At 65.0% G+C, this 14,790-nt stretch carries 17 protein-coding genes; 11 read left to right on the top strand and 6 right to left on the bottom strand.

All coding sequences use genetic code 11. The features are described from left to right. The first annotated feature begins 117 nt into the window (after positions 1-117). Entirely contained in the window at positions 118-2,991 is a 2,874-nt protein-coding gene (gcvP, locus tag BRAO375_RS09670) for an aminomethyl-transferring glycine dehydrogenase (RefSeq protein ID WP_009027288.1), read from the top strand. A 316-nt stretch (positions 2,992-3,307) separates the two neighbouring features. Here the strand turns inward: gcvP and recA are convergent, their stop codons facing one another. Continuing rightward, complete coding sequence (recA, locus tag BRAO375_RS09665) at positions 3,308-4,396, bottom strand: recombinase RecA (protein WP_006610143.1); 1,089 nt, start codon at positions 4,394-4,396, stop codon at positions 3,308-3,310. A 521-nt stretch (positions 4,397-4,917) separates the two neighbouring features. Here recA and BRAO375_RS09660 point away from each other — a divergent pair. The 4 genes from BRAO375_RS09660 (at position 4,918) to BRAO375_RS37930 (ending at position 7,092) form a co-directional block, all read left to right on the top strand. Continuing rightward, on the top strand, positions 4,918-5,211 hold the full coding sequence (locus BRAO375_RS09660; RefSeq protein ID WP_083842454.1) for a hypothetical protein: 294 nt from the start codon (positions 4,918-4,920) through the stop codon (positions 5,209-5,211). A 793-nt stretch (positions 5,212-6,004) separates the two neighbouring features. Then, positions 6,005-6,196 (top strand): hypothetical protein, encoded by a 192-nt coding sequence (locus BRAO375_RS09655; RefSeq protein WP_052536078.1) that lies wholly within the window; start codon positions 6,005-6,007, stop codon positions 6,194-6,196. A 334-nt stretch (positions 6,197-6,530) separates the two neighbouring features. Next, on the top strand, positions 6,531-6,770 hold the full coding sequence (locus BRAO375_RS09650; protein WP_012045383.1) for a DUF6894 family protein: 240 nt from the start codon (positions 6,531-6,533) through the stop codon (positions 6,768-6,770). Positions 6,771-6,918: 148 nt separating this feature from the next. Beyond that, complete coding sequence (locus tag BRAO375_RS37930) at positions 6,919-7,092, top strand: hypothetical protein (RefSeq protein ID WP_006610147.1); 174 nt, start codon at positions 6,919-6,921, stop codon at positions 7,090-7,092. A 15-nt stretch (positions 7,093-7,107) separates the two neighbouring features. Here the strand turns inward: BRAO375_RS37930 and BRAO375_RS09645 are convergent, their stop codons facing one another. Continuing rightward, positions 7,108-7,353: a hypothetical protein gene (locus BRAO375_RS09645; protein ID WP_009027283.1), complete on the bottom strand. Its 246-nt coding sequence runs from the start codon at positions 7,351-7,353 to the stop codon at positions 7,108-7,110. Positions 7,354-7,446: 93 nt separating this feature from the next. Continuing rightward, positions 7,447-7,743, bottom strand: a complete 297-nt coding sequence (locus tag BRAO375_RS09640; RefSeq protein WP_009027282.1) for a hypothetical protein — start codon at positions 7,741-7,743, stop codon at positions 7,447-7,449. Positions 7,744-7,992: 249 nt separating this feature from the next. Between BRAO375_RS09640 and BRAO375_RS09635 the strand changes: the two genes are divergently transcribed. Then, positions 7,993-8,433, top strand: a complete 441-nt coding sequence (locus BRAO375_RS09635; protein ID WP_009027281.1) for a PaaI family thioesterase — start codon at positions 7,993-7,995, stop codon at positions 8,431-8,433. A 162-nt stretch (positions 8,434-8,595) separates the two neighbouring features. Then, entirely contained in the window at positions 8,596-8,847 is a 252-nt protein-coding gene (locus BRAO375_RS09630) for a PilZ domain-containing protein (RefSeq protein ID WP_009027280.1), read from the top strand. A gap of 107 nt (positions 8,848-8,954) precedes the next feature. On the opposite strand, the gene BRAO375_RS09625 is transcribed toward BRAO375_RS09630, so the two are convergent. Continuing rightward, positions 8,955-10,454, bottom strand: a complete 1,500-nt coding sequence (locus tag BRAO375_RS09625; RefSeq protein WP_009027279.1) for a caspase family protein — start codon at positions 10,452-10,454, stop codon at positions 8,955-8,957. Here BRAO375_RS09625 and BRAO375_RS37925 point away from each other — a divergent pair. From BRAO375_RS37925 to BRAO375_RS09610, 4 genes are all read left to right on the top strand, one after another. Next, positions 10,453-10,629, top strand: a complete 177-nt coding sequence (locus BRAO375_RS37925) for a hypothetical protein (protein ID WP_175345310.1) — start codon at positions 10,453-10,455, stop codon at positions 10,627-10,629. The genes BRAO375_RS09625 and BRAO375_RS37925 overlap by 2 nt on opposite strands. A 30-nt stretch (positions 10,630-10,659) precedes the next feature. Continuing rightward, positions 10,660-11,070 (top strand): hypothetical protein, encoded by a 411-nt coding sequence (locus tag BRAO375_RS09620; RefSeq protein WP_009027278.1) that lies wholly within the window; start codon positions 10,660-10,662, stop codon positions 11,068-11,070. A 208-nt stretch (positions 11,071-11,278) separates the two neighbouring features. Then, a complete protein-coding gene (locus BRAO375_RS09615; RefSeq protein ID WP_009027277.1) occupies positions 11,279-12,325 on the top strand; it encodes an HD-GYP domain-containing protein in 1,047 nt (348 codons plus the stop codon). Between the two features lie 140 nt (positions 12,326-12,465). After that, entirely contained in the window at positions 12,466-13,698 is a 1,233-nt protein-coding gene (locus BRAO375_RS09610; RefSeq protein WP_009027276.1) for a GNAT family N-acetyltransferase, read from the top strand. Here BRAO375_RS09610 and BRAO375_RS09605 read toward each other — a convergent pair. Both BRAO375_RS09605 and BRAO375_RS09600 read right to left on the bottom strand, forming a co-directional pair. After that, positions 13,676-14,338: a DsbA family oxidoreductase gene (locus tag BRAO375_RS09605; protein WP_009027275.1), complete on the bottom strand. Its 663-nt coding sequence runs from the start codon at positions 14,336-14,338 to the stop codon at positions 13,676-13,678. The genes BRAO375_RS09610 and BRAO375_RS09605 overlap by 23 nt on opposite strands. A 70-nt stretch (positions 14,339-14,408) precedes the next feature. Continuing rightward, positions 14,409-14,790: MmyB family transcriptional regulator (locus tag BRAO375_RS09600; RefSeq protein ID WP_035639783.1), on the bottom strand; the 382-nt coding region annotated here is incomplete at its 5' end.

The following is a 14,790-nucleotide window of genomic DNA, read 5'->3' as shown; positions in this document are numbered from 1 at the left end:
CGAACAGAGACGCCTCGGCGTACTGGATCGTCCGCTGCAGCCTGTCCTCGGGCTCGCCGGAGGCGAGACCCGGGGACGGACGATGACACCAACTTTGGATCTTCCAGCGAGGCCCTCATGACCACGCCGCTCAAGCCGCTCGATGATGCCGCCACCAGCTTCGCCCGCCGCCATATCGGTCCGTCTCCGCGCGACGTCGCGGCGATGCTGGAGACCGTGGGCGCCAAGAGCGTCGCGGAGCTGATGGCGCAGACCCTGCCCGGAACGATCCGGCAGGCTGCCCCGCTCGACATCGGCCTTGCCCTGAGCGAGACCGAGGCACTGTCGCACATGCGCGCGCTGGCGGCGCAGAACCAGGTGTTCACCTCGCTGATCGGCCAGGGCTATTCCGGCACGCTCATGCCGGCGGTGATCCAGCGCAACATCCTCGAGAACCCGGCCTGGTACACGGCCTACACGCCCTATCAGCCCGAGATCAGCCAGGGCCGGCTGGAGGCGCTTTTCAACTTCCAGACCATGATCTGCGACCTCGCCGGGCTCGACGTCGCCAACGCCTCGCTGCTCGACGAAGGCACCGCGGCGGCGGAGGCGATGGCCCTGGCGGAGCGTTCGGCGCGGGCGAAGACCAAGGCGTTCTTCGTCGACCGGAACGTTCACCCGCAGACACTGGCTGTATTGCGCACCCGCGCCGAGCCGCTGGGCTGGCAGCTGATCGTCGGCGATCCTACGAAGGACCTGGAAGGCGCCGAGGTGTTCGGCGGACTACTGCAGTATCCCGACACGACCGGCGCCTTGCGCGATCCGCGCGCCGCCATCGCCAAGCTGCACGACAAGGGCGCGCTGGCCATTCTCGCCGCGGACCTCCTGGCGCTGACCGTGATCGCCTCGCCCGGCGAGCTCGGGGCCGACATCGCGATCGGCTCGGCGCAGCGTTTTGGCGTGCCGATGGGCTATGGCGGGCCGCACGCCGCCTACATGGCGGTGCGCGACGCGCTGAAGCGCTCGCTGCCTGGCCGCATCGTCGGCCTCTCGGTCGATTCGCGCGGCGCGCCCGCCTATCGGCTGGCGCTGCAGACCCGCGAGCAGCACATCCGCCGCGAAAAGGCGACCTCGAACATCTGCACGGCGCAGGTGCTGCTGGCGGTGATCGCCGCGATGTACGCGGTCTATCACGGCCCCGAAGGGTTGAAGGCGATTGCGCGCACGGTGCATCGCCGGACGGCGGTGCTGGCGGCCGGCTTGCGCAAGCTCGGCTTTGCACCGGCGAATGACGCCTTCTTCGACACGGTCACCGTGGAGGTCGGCGCCAAGGCCTCCTCGATCATCGCGCGCGCGGAAGGCGAGCGGATCAATCTCGGCCGCGACGGCAGCAGGCTCCGCATCGCGCTCGATGAGACGACGACAGATGATGTCGTCGAAGCGGTCTGGCGCGCGTTTGGTGGTGAGCTCTCCTACGCGGCGCTGGAAGCTGAGGCGCACGAGGCGCTGCCGGCCGAGTTGAAGCGGCAGCGGCCGTACCTGACTCATCCGGTGTTCCACGCGCATCGCTCGGAGACGGAGATGCTACGCTATTTGCGCAAGCTCGCCGACCGCGACCTCGCGCTCGACCGCGCGATGATTCCGCTCGGCTCCTGCACGATGAAGCTGAATGCGACCACCGAGATGATCCCGCTGACCTGGCCGGAATTTGGCAGCCTGCATCCGTTCGTGCCGCGCGCCCAGGCCGCGGGCTATCACGCGATGTTTGCCGACCTCGAAGATTGGCTGTGCCGGATCTCCGGCTACGACGCGGTGTCGCTGCAACCCAACTCCGGCGCGCAGGGCGAATATGCCGGGCTCCTGGCGATCCGCGGCTATCATGCGGCGCGCGGCGAGAGCCACCGCACGATCTGCCTGATCCCCTCCTCCGCCCACGGCACCAATCCGGCCTCCGCGCACATGGTCGGCATGGAGGTGGTCGTCGTCGGCTGCGACGCAGGCGGCAATGTCGACCTCGCCGACCTCCTGGCCAAGGCGGAGGCGCACAGCAAAAAGCTCGCGGCGATCATGATCACCTATCCCTCGACCCATGGCGTGTTCGAGGAGCACATCCGCGACATCTGCGACATCGTCCACGCGCATGGCGGCCAGGTCTATCTCGATGGCGCCAATCTCAACGCCCAGGTCGGCCTCGCCCGTCCCGGCGACTACGGCGCCGATGTCAGCCATTTCAATTTGCACAAGACGTTCTGCATCCCGCATGGCGGCGGCGGCCCGGGCATGGGCCCGATCGGCGTCAAGGCGCATCTCGCACCCTTCCTGCCTGGCCACCCCGCCACCGACGGTAGCAGCCCGCATCCGGTCGGCCCGGTCTCGGCCGCGCCCTATGGCTCGGCCTCGATCCTGACCATCTCCTACATCTACATGCTGTTGATGGGCGGCGAGGGCCTGACGCGGGCCACCGAGATCGCAATCCTCAACGCCAACTATGTCGCGGCGCGGCTGGATGCGCATTTCCCGGTGCTCTATCGCAACGAGCGCGGCCGCGTGGCGCATGAGTGCATCATCGATCCGCGCCCGCTCAAGCCAACCAGCGGCGTCACCGTCGATGACATCGCCAAGCGGCTGATCGACTACGGCTTCCATGCGCCGACGATGAGCTTTCCGGTCGCCGGCACCTTGATGATCGAGCCGACCGAGTCGGAATCCAAGGCCGAGCTCGACCGCTTCTGCGACGCCATGATCGCGATCCGCAAGGAGATCGCCGAGGTTGAACAGGGCCGCTTCAAGATCGAGGCCTCACCGCTGCGCCACGCCCCGCACACGGTGCACGACATCGCCGATGACGAGTGGACCCGCGCCTACCGCCGCAGCGAAGGCTGTTTCCCCGCCGGCACCTCGCGAACCGACAAGTACTGGTGCCCGGTCGGCCGCGTCGACAACGTCTACGGCGACCGCAACCTGGTGTGCTCCTGCCCGCCGATCGGCGACTACGCCCAGGCGGCGGAGTAATCGCGCTCTCAGTTCGTCCCTGTCACGACGAGCTGAGCTGCTGCTCTCTTGCCGTCATTCCGGGCAATCATCGATGCGTATGCGCGTCGATGATCGAACCCCGAATGACCGTGGGTGGGCTACAGCCGACTGAGATCGGGCCGCATCCCGACAAGGGGACGACGCGTCAATTGCGAAGGCCGGTAGTAATCACCGCGGCCTGTCGGGCCGACGCGCGCCAGCGGCCCCTCCTAGAACCCCCTCAAGAACAAAACGGGCGCCGAGGTCCACTGACCGGCGCCCGTTCCGTTTGATCTCTTTTGACGACCTGCGGCCCCTACTCCTCCGCCGGCTCCTCGTCGTCGGAGTCGCGCTCGGCGTTGCCGGCCAGAATCTGCTCGGCGATCAGGCCGGAGTTCTGGCGGATCGCAGCCTCGATCTTGGCAGTCATATCCGGGTTGGTCTTGAGGAACGTCTTCGAGTTCTCCCGTCCCTGCCCGAGCCGCTGGCTGTCGTAGGAGAACCAGGCGCCGGACTTCTCGACGATGCCGGCCTTGACGCCGAGATCGAGAATCTCGCCCATCTTGGACACGCCCTCGCCGTACATGATGTCGAACTCGACCTGCTTGAACGGCGGCGCCAGCTTGTTCTTCACCACTTTCACGCGGGTGGAGTTGCCGATCACCTCGTCGCGCTCCTTGATCGCGCCGATACGGCGGATGTCGAGGCGCACCGAGGCGTAGAACTTCAGCGCGTTGCCGCCCGTGGTGGTCTCCGGCGAGCCGTACATCACACCGATCTTCATGCGGATCTGGTTGATGAAGATCACCATGGTGTTGGACTTGTTGATCGAGGCCGTCAGCTTGCGCAGCGCCTGGCTCATCAGGCGCGCCTGCAGGCCCGGCAGCGACTCGCCCATCTCGCCCTCGAGCTCGGCCTTCGGCACCAGCGCCGCCACGGAATCGACGACCAGAACGTCGACAGCGCCGGAGCGCACCAGGGTGTCGCAGATCTCCAGCGCCTGCTCGCCCGTATCCGGCTGCGAGATCAGGAGCTCGTCGATATTGACGCCCAGCTTGCGCGCATAGACCGGATCGAGCGCATGCTCGGCATCGATGAAGGCGCAGATGCCGCCCTTCTTCTGCGCTTCCGCCACGGTGTGCAGCGCCAGCGTGGTCTTGCCCGAGGATTCCGGCCCGTAGATCTCGACGATGCGCCCCTTCGGCAGGCCGCCAATCCCGAGCGCGATATCCAGCCCGAGCGAACCGGTCGAGACCGTCTCGACATCCATCGAGCGGTCGTTCTTGCCCAGCTTCATCACCGAGCCCTTGCCGAACTGGCGCTCGATCTGTGACAGCGCAGCGGAGAGCGCCTTACTCTTATCCATGGAGGAACCTTCGACGATACGCAGGGCGGTGGCGGACATTGGCGCTCCTTATGGCGGGGATTCGCGGGCTGGACAAATGGTTAACGAGGCCGGGCAACAATCTTGAGGTGAATGTACCTGATCTGTTCTTTGTTCGCAATATGTTCTTTTGATCGTTTGCCAGCTTCAGGGGCCGCCGTGGGGGGGGGGCGGGACTGAGCCAAGGGGGAGCCAGAGGAGCTATGTCACGAGCAAGAGCAAAGGCCACCGAGCGCCGGAGGTCCGGTACGGTGGCGCGGTCATCGCGGGGCAACGATCAGGCAGACGGTTGAACCAGACGCGAGACCGGCGGAGCAGACGGCGCTGATTTCAGCAAGCCATCAGCCTCACTCGATCCTATTGTTCCTCACCTGCGACAGGCTCGCTCTCTATCAGAAATTGTAGAGCTTATCGGACGCTTGCAACGGCACTTCGGTCTTGTATCTGGTTGAGAGCGGCGCTCCGCGCGCGAGAACCTCATGACGCCTGACACCACACCTACCCTCACCTTGTGGCGCCCCGTCGGCCCGAAGGAGCTCGCCCTGATCGAGGCCACGGGCATGCGTGCGTTTCCGCCACGCCTGCCCGAGCAGCCGATCTTCTATCCGGTTCTGACAGAGGACTATGCGGTGAAGATTGCGCGCGACTGGAATGTGCCGGCCAGCGGCAGCGGCCATGTTCTGCGCTTTCAAGTTCGACGAGAGTTCATCGACCGCTATGACGTCCGAGAGGCCGGCGGGCGCGACCATCTCGAGTACTGGATTCCGAGCGAAGATCTCGCCGACTTCAACGCAGCCATCGTCGGCATAATCACGCTCGTCAGAAGTTTTCCTTGAAACAACCGGACTTCCGCTCACGTGCGGACACCGCACGTCCGTGGTTCTCCTGAGAGGAACGAAGTTCCCGGCCGTCTTCTGCTTTTGTTCGGCCCATCGTGTGAGCAGGCGCACGGTTTTCGTGCAACGCGCGGCGAGGTTCCCGTGCTTCTCCACGCGGTCGCACGTTCGATGCGGACCATCGCGGCTGCGTTGCTAACAGCAGACGAGCGCCCTCACCGATCGCACTTCTGGATTATCCTAACAAACGGCAATTCCATGGACCCGCCAGTTCCCGCCTTAGTTGCAACGAAGCGAGTACGCCACGCGGTTGCGGCGGATATGATGCACGACAGCCAATGCGGATCGCCAAGCAGACGTGTTCCACATCGCAGGACGTTGTTGTCCGCTTGGGCGCGCCGCAGACCGTCGAACGAGGATGCCGTGGTTAGGCCGGTACCGAGGTCGTGCGCCGGACCGAACAGGGGGTCCATTCTTGAAACGCGTCAAACATTGCGATAAACTTTTGGTTGTGGTAGGAAGCGCGTAATGAGCGCACGACGAATTTTGAATAGCCCTGGATTTGTTTGTTCGTGTTCGATCATCGGCGGCGCATGTCGACTGGCTCACTCGGCCGAGAGATGTGCGTCTCCCCTTCCATGACACCCGCAAGTGCAATCTGCAGATTGCTTCTGCAGATCCGTCACACGTAGGCGCACGGCCCTGAAACCATCCGCGCCCAAAGAAAGCCCTGGACCCTTGGTCCAGGGCTTTCGACGTCAGGCTGGGCGCTCGCGGTACCCGGTGATCTACATTGCATTTCGTGCGGTGCCCGGAACGGATCGTTCTGCGCATCGAGCTTTATTCGCAACGTGGTCGCGCCGGCGATCGACGCTGTCCGGCCTGTGATGATCTGCTCGGGACGGTCGACGGGTCGACCGAAGTGGTCTACCGCCTGGCGGTCACGCCGGAGCGGATCTCGATCCATGCCGGACGGGGTGCATGATCTCAGCAATCTTTTGCAACCTTGATGTGACGCAAGGCGCGCCGGGCAACCGCTTCTATGATGATCTTGTCACTGCCGAACTGCCCTCGCGGGAAGCTACGACGCTGATGCCGAGCCTCGGATCGGGTCGGTCCGAGGCTCATGCGTTCGCCTCCCATAAGTCCGCATGTTGCTGCAAGAGCCGCACATGTCGGCCTCGCAACTAACAGCCCTCGCGGGCGAGGCGAGCGACCGTATTTTACCGGAATTGATCCAGGGGCCTTTTGCGCCTCCATTTACGCTGCGTTCATCAAACCCAGCGGCCTGGGGCGGTCAGGGCTCACCGGTTTTGGCAATGCCGCTCTATTTCTTTCGTATCCGTAACGGCCACTTCTCAGGCGCGTCCGAGTATGGGACTGAATGCGCCGATCGCAATGCAGCGTGGAAAGAAATGACCACGGTCTGCGCCGATATGGCCAGCAGCATCTCGCGCAAGCTCGCCGAGAACTCCGAGTGGCAGATGGAGCTGCTCGATGAGGCGCGGCAACCGGTGTTTCGCATCAGGATCGTCGCCGAGTCGCTTGACCAGGCCTGAGACCCGAGCCCGATCAATTCTGGATTGCATCAGAGCAGTTCGAATCATCAAAACTTGCATCGCAGGATGCGACTGCCTGTCATTTCGGCAGGCAACCTTGATTTAGATCAAGTAGCCAGTCCCCATCCTGGCCGACACTTAAATTTGTATGGGTAATCTGATCTTCAAATGTCCCCGCACCGGAATGAACGTGCAGCACTGGCTGGAAGAGCCAAAGCCGGGCGATCCCGCATGCGCCTATGAGACCGTGGTGTGCAAGGCCTGCACCCGGCTTCACTTCATCAACCGCGATACGCGCAAGTTGCTCGGCGAGAGGGAGTAAGCGGCGGACGGCGGATCAATCCGCGCTCGGCAATCGCCGCATCGTGAATTCGATGGCGCCATCGGGAAGCTCGCGCCAGCTTTCCACCGCGCTCATGTAGCCCGCCTTGGGGTAGCGCGTCAGATAATCCCGTGCCTTGGCACGTGCTTCCTCGCGCGGGAGCGTGAACGTATCGCGCACGTAGCCGTCGCGAACGCGCCCAGCCTCGTTCCGGCGCCGGTCCGCCATCCGGCTGGCAATGTCTCGCGGGCGCAACCCCATCGACCAACTCCAACGCGTTGCCACCCCGTCAATATAGACGAGGCCGCGCGGAATCCGAGTCGCCCTGTGCCCGGGCCGGAGCAAACGGTCCGATCAGTTGGTGCTGGCGCCAGACTTCGGCTTCTTGGCCGCCGTGGTCTTGACCGGGGGAGTCGCCTTGGGCTGTTCCACGGCGCGCACATTGCCCCACGGATCGGAACTCGTCTTGGCGTCGGGGATCTTGCGGATGGTTTCCTTGTAGGCCTTCTCGCGCGCTGCGTCGGCCTCCTTCTCCTCGGGGGTCTTGGACGGACCATCCGCGAGAAGATTGATGTTCGGCATCTGCGCCTGCGCCGGCATGGCCCAGCCGGCCAGCAAGGCGACCGTCATCGTCACGATCAGCTTCTTCATTGGCTACTCCCCGGTATCGGCCGCCTTATACCATTGCTGCGCCCCGCGCCAAGCGTGGACCGGCGCGTCCTGGCGCCGCGTCCGGACGATCTCGCGCCCCGTCGGACTGTCGCCTGTACCGCTTTCATCATAGGATTCGAACTCCGACCTTTTCAAGCCGCAGGCCTGTGGCGCTCGGACGGCGCTCCGCCCGGAGCGAACCCGCAACACGAAACGACAAGTCACGAAACGATTGGGAGGATCTTGCGCGTGCCGAACGACATCTCGGATTTCACCATCGATCAGGCGCGACGCATCCTGGACGACGTGTTCGCCCCCTGGATCAAGGATCTTGCCCTGATCGTCGAGGACATCGCGCCATCCGTGCAAGGTGAGCCGGGCGCCATCCTGCGCATGCCGTTCTCATCACGGCTTTGCCGCGACAATGGCGTGGTCTGCGGCCAGGCGCTGATGGCTTTTGCTGACACCGCGATGGTCATCGCGATGGTCACCGCAAGCGGCGGCTACCGGCCGATGACCACCGTCGACCAAACCACGCATTTCATGCGCGCTGTGGCGTCGTCCGACGTGCTGGCGGAGGCCCGCGTCGTGCGGATGGGACGGACCATGAGCTTCGGCCGGGTGACGCTGACGAGCGCCAGCGACGGCAAGCCCGCGGCCATGGTGTCGAGCGCCTTCGCGATGCTTTGATGCCGGACCTTGACGTCCCGCACGACTACGGAGGTTTAACAAAACGTGAACAGGCCAGCCCGGCCTTCCATGACCCGATTCATCCCAATGAAACCGGGGCCTGATTTATTTTATGCGCTTTTGACGTGAAAGGTGGCGCCATTCGGCATCGGGTTACAGGCCATGAGCGAGACGAGTGAAAAGCGCATCGCGCCCCGGCATCGGGTGCTCAAGCAAGGCAGGCTGGCGTTCGACGGCGGCGGCGCGGTCGATTGCATGGTTCGCAACATGTCGGACACCGGCGCGCGGGTCGAGGTGGTCAGCCCGGTCGGGTTGCCCGAAGCTTTCACGCTGGTGATCCCCGCCGACAAGTTCACGCGGCGCTGTCACGCGGTGTGGAGCCACGACAAGCGGATCGGCGTCGCCTTCGACTGACGTGATGCGGCGAGCGCACCAGGGTACGCCGCCGCATGCGCCATCGCTCCATCTGCGACGACCTGGACAGATGACGGGATCGAACGCCGCCGCCTGCCCGATGACCGTCAGTATCCATAACCCCGGCGCGTCGGATAGCTCTGAGGGCCGCGGCTGTAGCCACCTCCGCCATAGCCGCCACCGATGCCGACCCCGATGCTCACCGGCGGCACCACCCGCACCGGCGGACCGTAATACTCCCGCGGCGGCGGCGGCGCATAGACCACGACATCGTCGCCGGGATCACGGCGCGGCGGACGACTGGCGCGCTTCGGCGGATCCTCGTCACGCTTCCTCACCGGCTTTTCCTCGACCCGCTTGGGCGTCTCAGATTTCCGCGGCGTCGGCGTCTGCGAGCACGGACAGGTCGGTCCGGCCGCGGCATTGGTCGGAATGATCGCCGGCGCGGCCGCCGGAATGGCTGCATTGGCTGCCGCGACGACCGGCGGCACCACCGGACGATTGCGCAGCCGCTCGATCAGCTTGCGCGCGGTCGGCGTCAAGTCGCTATCAGGATAGCGATCGAGAAAGCCCTGATAGGAGGCAACCGTGTTGATCAGCACGGCCTCGTTCCAGGCCGCCATCCGATTATGCAGGTCCAGCCATTGCCGCGCCTGAGGTCCATAGGGCGCAGCCGTGTAGAGCGTGACGAAGGCCTCGTAGGCCTCGACGCTGCCATCGCCGACGATGATCTCGTTGGCGGCCTCGATCGGCTTTCCCTGCAGGCTGCGCTTCCATTCGTCGACACTGCGCTTCACGGCCACCGGCCGCGGCCCGGCATTGGCCGCGCTGGCATCAGCGGCGACGACGAAGCGGAAATCCTCGGTCAGCGATGATGAATCCCATGGCGTCTGCCGGCCTTCGGTCGCCTTATTGACGGCGACGCGCACCCGCTTGAACGCTTCCTCGATCGGCAGGCCCGGCTCGCGGGCAGCCTGCAGCAGTGCCGTGGTGTAGGGACTGTTGGCGCCGCTGCCGTCCTCGGCCTCCGCACCCGGCGATGTCGAATAGGACAAGAACGTACCCGGCGCGCCGCTCTTGGTATCAAGCAACGCCAGGCCGCGGCCCGCGCTCTGATTGATGGCCGGGAACGGATTGTTGCGGCAGGCATCGAGAAGCAGGATACGCATCCGGCTCGGCACCGAGTTGAGCGTGTTGAGGAGATCGTTGAGCCGCACCGCCTGCAGCGGAATGTCGGCCTCGCGACGCGGATCGACATCGACGGGAACCAGGTAGTTCTCACCGTCGATCTGCAGACCATGACCGGCATAGAACACCAGCGCCACCGTGTCCGGTCCCTTGCTCGCGACCTTCGCGGCGAAATCGCCAACCTCGCGGTTCAGATCCCGCTGCGACAGGTCCGCTGCCGTCGTCACATCGAAGCCGGCCTCTCCCAGCATTTTCGCCATCGCCTTGGCGTCGTTCGCCGGATTGGGCAGCGGGGTGACCGACCGATAAGCCGACTGTCCGATCACCAGCGCCAGCCTGCTGCTTTCGGCCATTGCGGATGACAAACCGGCCAGCAGGCCACCTGCGACCAAGGCGGCCCTGAGAGCGTGGCGAAACATGGCGATCTCCGATCTGCGCGTGACGTGCCAGTTGGTCGAGCCGGTTCGCGACCCGGTTCACCGCCGAGAGCAAATGCCGCACGACAGCGCCAACCAGCTCGACCAAAGCCTCGCACGTCGATCGGACACCGTTGCTGCACGAGATTCCCGCAGCATTGCCGCGATCGCAGACTAGCGTCCGCGCCGCACGGGGGCGAAATCGATCATGCGGCTGACGGCGTCACAGGTAGGGCTGCTGATGGCTCTGCTGCTGCCCGGCTGCGCCGCCGATAACCAGTCACGTCTCCCTGCATTCATGCGCGTCAAGGAAGCGGAACCTGCTCCGCCCGAAGCTCCACCCGATGTCGCGCTGCTCGTCCGCAAGAACCTCGACATGATCTTCGTGGTCACCACGCAGCCGCGGGCTCTCGAGGCCACATCCGCGAAGCGGACCGATCGCGGCGACGCGTGGACCGCATGCGTGCGCGCCCGGATCGTCTCGATAGCCGGCGCTCCGCTTCCCAAGCAAACCTACAGGCTGACGATTCGACAGAATGAGATCATTGACCGGCGACGCGCCGGCCCTAGCGACAGCTGTGATCCCGAAATTTTCAAGCCGATCATGCCGACGAAGTGATTCAACCCAAAGGCGACATCGATCAGCTCCGTCGACCTTGGCTGATCACCAGACGCAACTCGGCGGAACCTGCTACCATTTTTCTCAAAGATTGTTAGTTCCCGGCTAACGTAAACCGGTGACCGGCCAGCGAACGAATGGGCCAAATTTAACGATTGTTCCGCAACATCGCCGCCACAACGTGGAATGATCCTGGACCCGGTTCTTCATGAACGTTCATCTTGTCGGCGATGACTCAGCCAAGCTAGCTCTGCTTCGCGGCATGCTGGCTGAGCGCTGCTCGCTTACATCGGAACTGATCGGTGACGCTGGCATCAAGGGCCACAACATCGACGCCATTGTCGTTGCCGCCGACCTCCGCGACGTCGACAACATCGCGGCCTTGAAGGAGATCTCCGATCGGCTCGCACGCATTCCGCGTCGCATCTTCCTGACCAACCACAAGTCCCGCCTGTCGACCGTCCAGGCCTATGCGCTTGGCGCGACGAGCGTGCTCTCGAGCACGCCCAGTCGCAATCAGCTGCTCGGAAAACTGCTCGACGCGAGGGCCACTCCGACCGCCAAGAGCGTCGCGACCGACGACCGCCAGGCCGCCTTCGCAGGCGCGTCCTGCATTGCCTCGATGTTCGCGGCGGTGCTGGGCGGCTCCGAGATCGACATCGAGGAAACGCGTCGCGCCGGCAAGCACATCGCGGATTGTATCGCCGAAAACGGCCTCTCGGACTGGCTCGCGACCGTCCGCCGTCACCATGAGGGCACCTATCAGCACTGTCTGCTGGTCACCGGCATCACCGTGGATTTCGGCCTGAGCCTCGGCGTTCACAGCTCGGATCTCGAGCGGCTCTACATGGCCGCGATGTTCCACGATATCGGCAAGGCCAGGATCCCGCTGGCCATCCTCGATAAGCCGGGCCGTCTCGACGTCAAGGAGCGCACGCTGGTCGAAACCCATCCGATAGCGGGATACGAAGCCCTGAAAGACAACGCCGCGATCACCGCCGAGGTGCTCAACGCGGTCCGCCATCATCATGAGTTCCTCGACGGCAGCGGCTACCCGGATGGATTGATGGACAACAACATCCCGGATCTGACGCGCATCCTCACGATCTCCGACATTTTCTCGGCTCTGATCGAATATCGCAGCTACAAGCCGGTGATGGCGCGCGAGAAGGCCTACCAGATCCTGCAGGGCATGGAAGGCAAGCTCGAGAAGCCGCTGGTCGGCGCATTCCGCGACGTCGCGCTGATGCGCTGATGCAACTGCGACCGTGGTCAATGCTCGGTTAAGCCGGCGGCGCAAATTTGAGCCGATCGGCAAGGCCTCTCTTGGCAGCTTTGCAATACCATTCAGCCGTACTGCGCGACGTTGCGCGCGCTCCGGGGGACTGTCGGGACGTGGCTGACATCATCGATCACACGATTGCACATGCTTCGCCGGCAGCGGAACGGCGCGGCATCCATGGCGGCGTGCTCGCGTCAGACCTGCCGTTGATTCCGCTCGATGCGGTGACCGATGCGGCATGGCGGCAACTCGCCGGCGATGCGCTGGAGCCGAATGGCTACTACCTGCCTGGCTGGGAACGCGCGGTGAGCGCGTCTGCGCAAGGCCGCACGGGGGTCTCGGCGCTCTCCGCCTGGAGCGACGCGCCGTCTCCGCGCCTCATCGGGCTTGCTCCTGTGACGTCGCTTTGGCGCGCTTACCGGCTGCCGCTGCCTGTCCTCACCAGCGGCCATCCCTACGGCACGTTGTGCACGCCGCTGCTCGACGCCGGCGGCCCGGATCTCGCGGTGAGACGGCTGCTCGACGCCGCGCGACGCGCGGGCGCCCGTGCGCTCCTGATGCGCGACATGTCGATCGCGGGTGCTGTGATGCAGGCGTTCGACGCCGTCCTGGGTCAGCAGCGCCTGCGTCCACGCCTCCTGCAATCCTATGAACGCGCTCTGCTCGATGCGACCGGCGATGGCGAGACGGTGCTGCACGATGCGCTCGGCGCCAAGAAGCTGAAGGAGCTGCGCCGTCAGCGCCATCGGCTGGCCGAGCATGGCGCGGTGCGCTTCGCGGTTGCGCGCACACCCGACGAGGTCGCCACTGCGCTCGAGAGCTTCCTGGCGCTCGAGGCGAGCGGCTGGAAGGGACGTCGCGGCACCGCGCTGATCCAGCATGACGGCGACGCCGCCTTCATCCGGCGGGCAGCGCCGGCGCTCGCGCAGGACGCGGCCTGTGAGATCGTCAGCCTGATGGCCGGAGAAACCGCTGTCGCCGCCGGCGTCGTGCTGCGCCATCGGGACCGCGCCTTCTTCTTCAAGCTCGGGGTCGACGAGCGATTTGCAAAATACTCGCCAGGGGTCCAGCTGACGCTCGATCTGACGCGCCACCTCTGCAGCGACCCGGCGATCAGCTCCGCCGATTCCACCGCAGGTCCCGACCACCCCATGATCAATCCGATCTGGCGCGGTCGGCTGGCGATCGGCGACGTGCTGATCCCGCTCTACGCACGCGATCCAGCCATCGAGATCATTCACGCCGCGCTGATCGCCCGACGCGAAGGCATCGGCCTGGCGCGGCGCGCGGTTCACGCGATCCGCCGCTGGCGAGCCGGCCGGACTACTCCGCAGCCGCCGCATTGACTTCCGACGACACCTGACGGATCGCCTGCGCCAGCATCTGCGGGTCCTGCGCACCCGAGACGGCGTATTTCTGCGCGAACACATAGGTCGGCACGCCGGAGATGCCTTTCTCGGCCGCCTCCTGCGCCTGCCCCGACACCAGCGCGACGTCATCCTCGGTCGCCAGCATCTTGCGGACCACGGCCGCATTGAGGCCGCAATCCGCGGCAGCCTGCACCAGCACCTCCGTGTCGGTGAGATCGCCGCCGTCGCGGAAGTACAATTCCATCAGCCGCTGTTTCATCTCCGGCGCCTTGCCGATCTGGCCGGCCCAATGGATGAGGCGATGACAGTCGGTGGTGTTGGGCTGGCGCGCGACCTTGTCGGGCCGGTAGCTCAGCCCCTCCTCCTCCGCCGCCGCGACCACGCGGCCCGCGATGCCCTTGTAGGCCTCCACGGAGCCGAACTTGGTCGTCAGATACTGCTCGCGGCTGATGCCCTCGCGCGGCACCCAGGGATTGAGGAAGAACGGCCGGTAGTTCAACTCGACCGGCACGTCCGGCACGAGCTTCAGCGCCTCCTCGATGCGATGCTTGCCGATGTAGCACCAGGGACAGACGACGTCGGAGACGACGTCGATGATCAGTGGCTTCAGGCTCATGCGCGTCGCTCCAGGTTCGCTCGGGCGTTTGGTCCAAGATAAGCCGGTGGCGGGCCAGCACAAGCCGGGGTCACAGCGCGGTAACCATCTCCTTCAGCCTGGTGGCGGTGATCTCGTCGGCCGGGAAGAAGGTCTCCAGCGCCAGCTCCGACAGCGTGACCTCGACGGGCGTGCCGAACACCATCGTCGTGGAGAAGAAGCTCAGCACGTCCATGCCGACCCGCAGCCGCAGCGGGATGACGACGCTGTCGGCAGCGAGCGGTGCCGATCGCGCCGGGATCGGATAGGATTTCAGCTCCTCGTAGAGCTTGAGCAACCCGGCATCCGCCGTCGCCTCGCACTGCCGGTGCAGCCGCTCGAGCAGATGGCCGCTCCATTCGGCGAGGTTCGCCGTCCGCCCGGCCAGTCCTTCGGGATGCAGCGCGAGGCGCAGCACGTTGAGCGGCGGCGCC

The organism is Bradyrhizobium sp. ORS 375 (assembly GCF_000239775.1).
GTDB lineage: Bacteria > Pseudomonadota > Alphaproteobacteria > Rhizobiales > Xanthobacteraceae > Bradyrhizobium.
This window is presented reverse-complemented; position numbering and strand designations above follow the sequence as displayed.

Bases quoted from the DNA above. Each gene is read 5' to 3' on its own strand.
- gcvP (WP_009027288.1), top strand. From the start codon at position 118: ATGACCACGCCGCTCAAGCCGCTCGATGATGCCGCCACCAGCTTCGCC.
- recA (WP_006610143.1), bottom strand. From the start codon at position 4,396: ATGTCCGCCACCGCCCTGCGTATCGTCGAAGGTTCCTCCATGGATAAG.
- BRAO375_RS09650 (WP_012045383.1), top strand. From the start codon at position 6,531: ATGCCGCTCTATTTCTTTCGTATCCGTAACGGCCACTTCTCAGGCGCG.
- BRAO375_RS37930 (WP_006610147.1), top strand. From the start codon at position 6,919: ATGGGTAATCTGATCTTCAAATGTCCCCGCACCGGAATGAACGTGCAG.
- BRAO375_RS09645 (WP_009027283.1), bottom strand. From the start codon at position 7,353: ATGGGGTTGCGCCCGCGAGACATTGCCAGCCGGATGGCGGACCGGCGC.
- BRAO375_RS09640 (WP_009027282.1), bottom strand. From the start codon at position 7,743: ATGAAGAAGCTGATCGTGACGATGACGGTCGCCTTGCTGGCCGGCTGG.
- BRAO375_RS09630 (WP_009027280.1), top strand. From the start codon at position 8,596: ATGAGCGAGACGAGTGAAAAGCGCATCGCGCCCCGGCATCGGGTGCTC.
- BRAO375_RS37925 (WP_175345310.1), top strand. From the start codon at position 10,453: ATGGCGATCTCCGATCTGCGCGTGACGTGCCAGTTGGTCGAGCCGGTT.
- BRAO375_RS09625 (WP_009027279.1), bottom strand. From the start codon at position 10,454: ATGTTTCGCCACGCTCTCAGGGCCGCCTTGGTCGCAGGTGGCCTGCTG.
- BRAO375_RS09620 (WP_009027278.1), top strand. From the start codon at position 10,660: ATGCGGCTGACGGCGTCACAGGTAGGGCTGCTGATGGCTCTGCTGCTG.
- BRAO375_RS09615 (WP_009027277.1), top strand. From the start codon at position 11,279: ATGAACGTTCATCTTGTCGGCGATGACTCAGCCAAGCTAGCTCTGCTT.
- BRAO375_RS09605 (WP_009027275.1), bottom strand. From the start codon at position 14,338: ATGAGCCTGAAGCCACTGATCATCGACGTCGTCTCCGACGTCGTCTGT.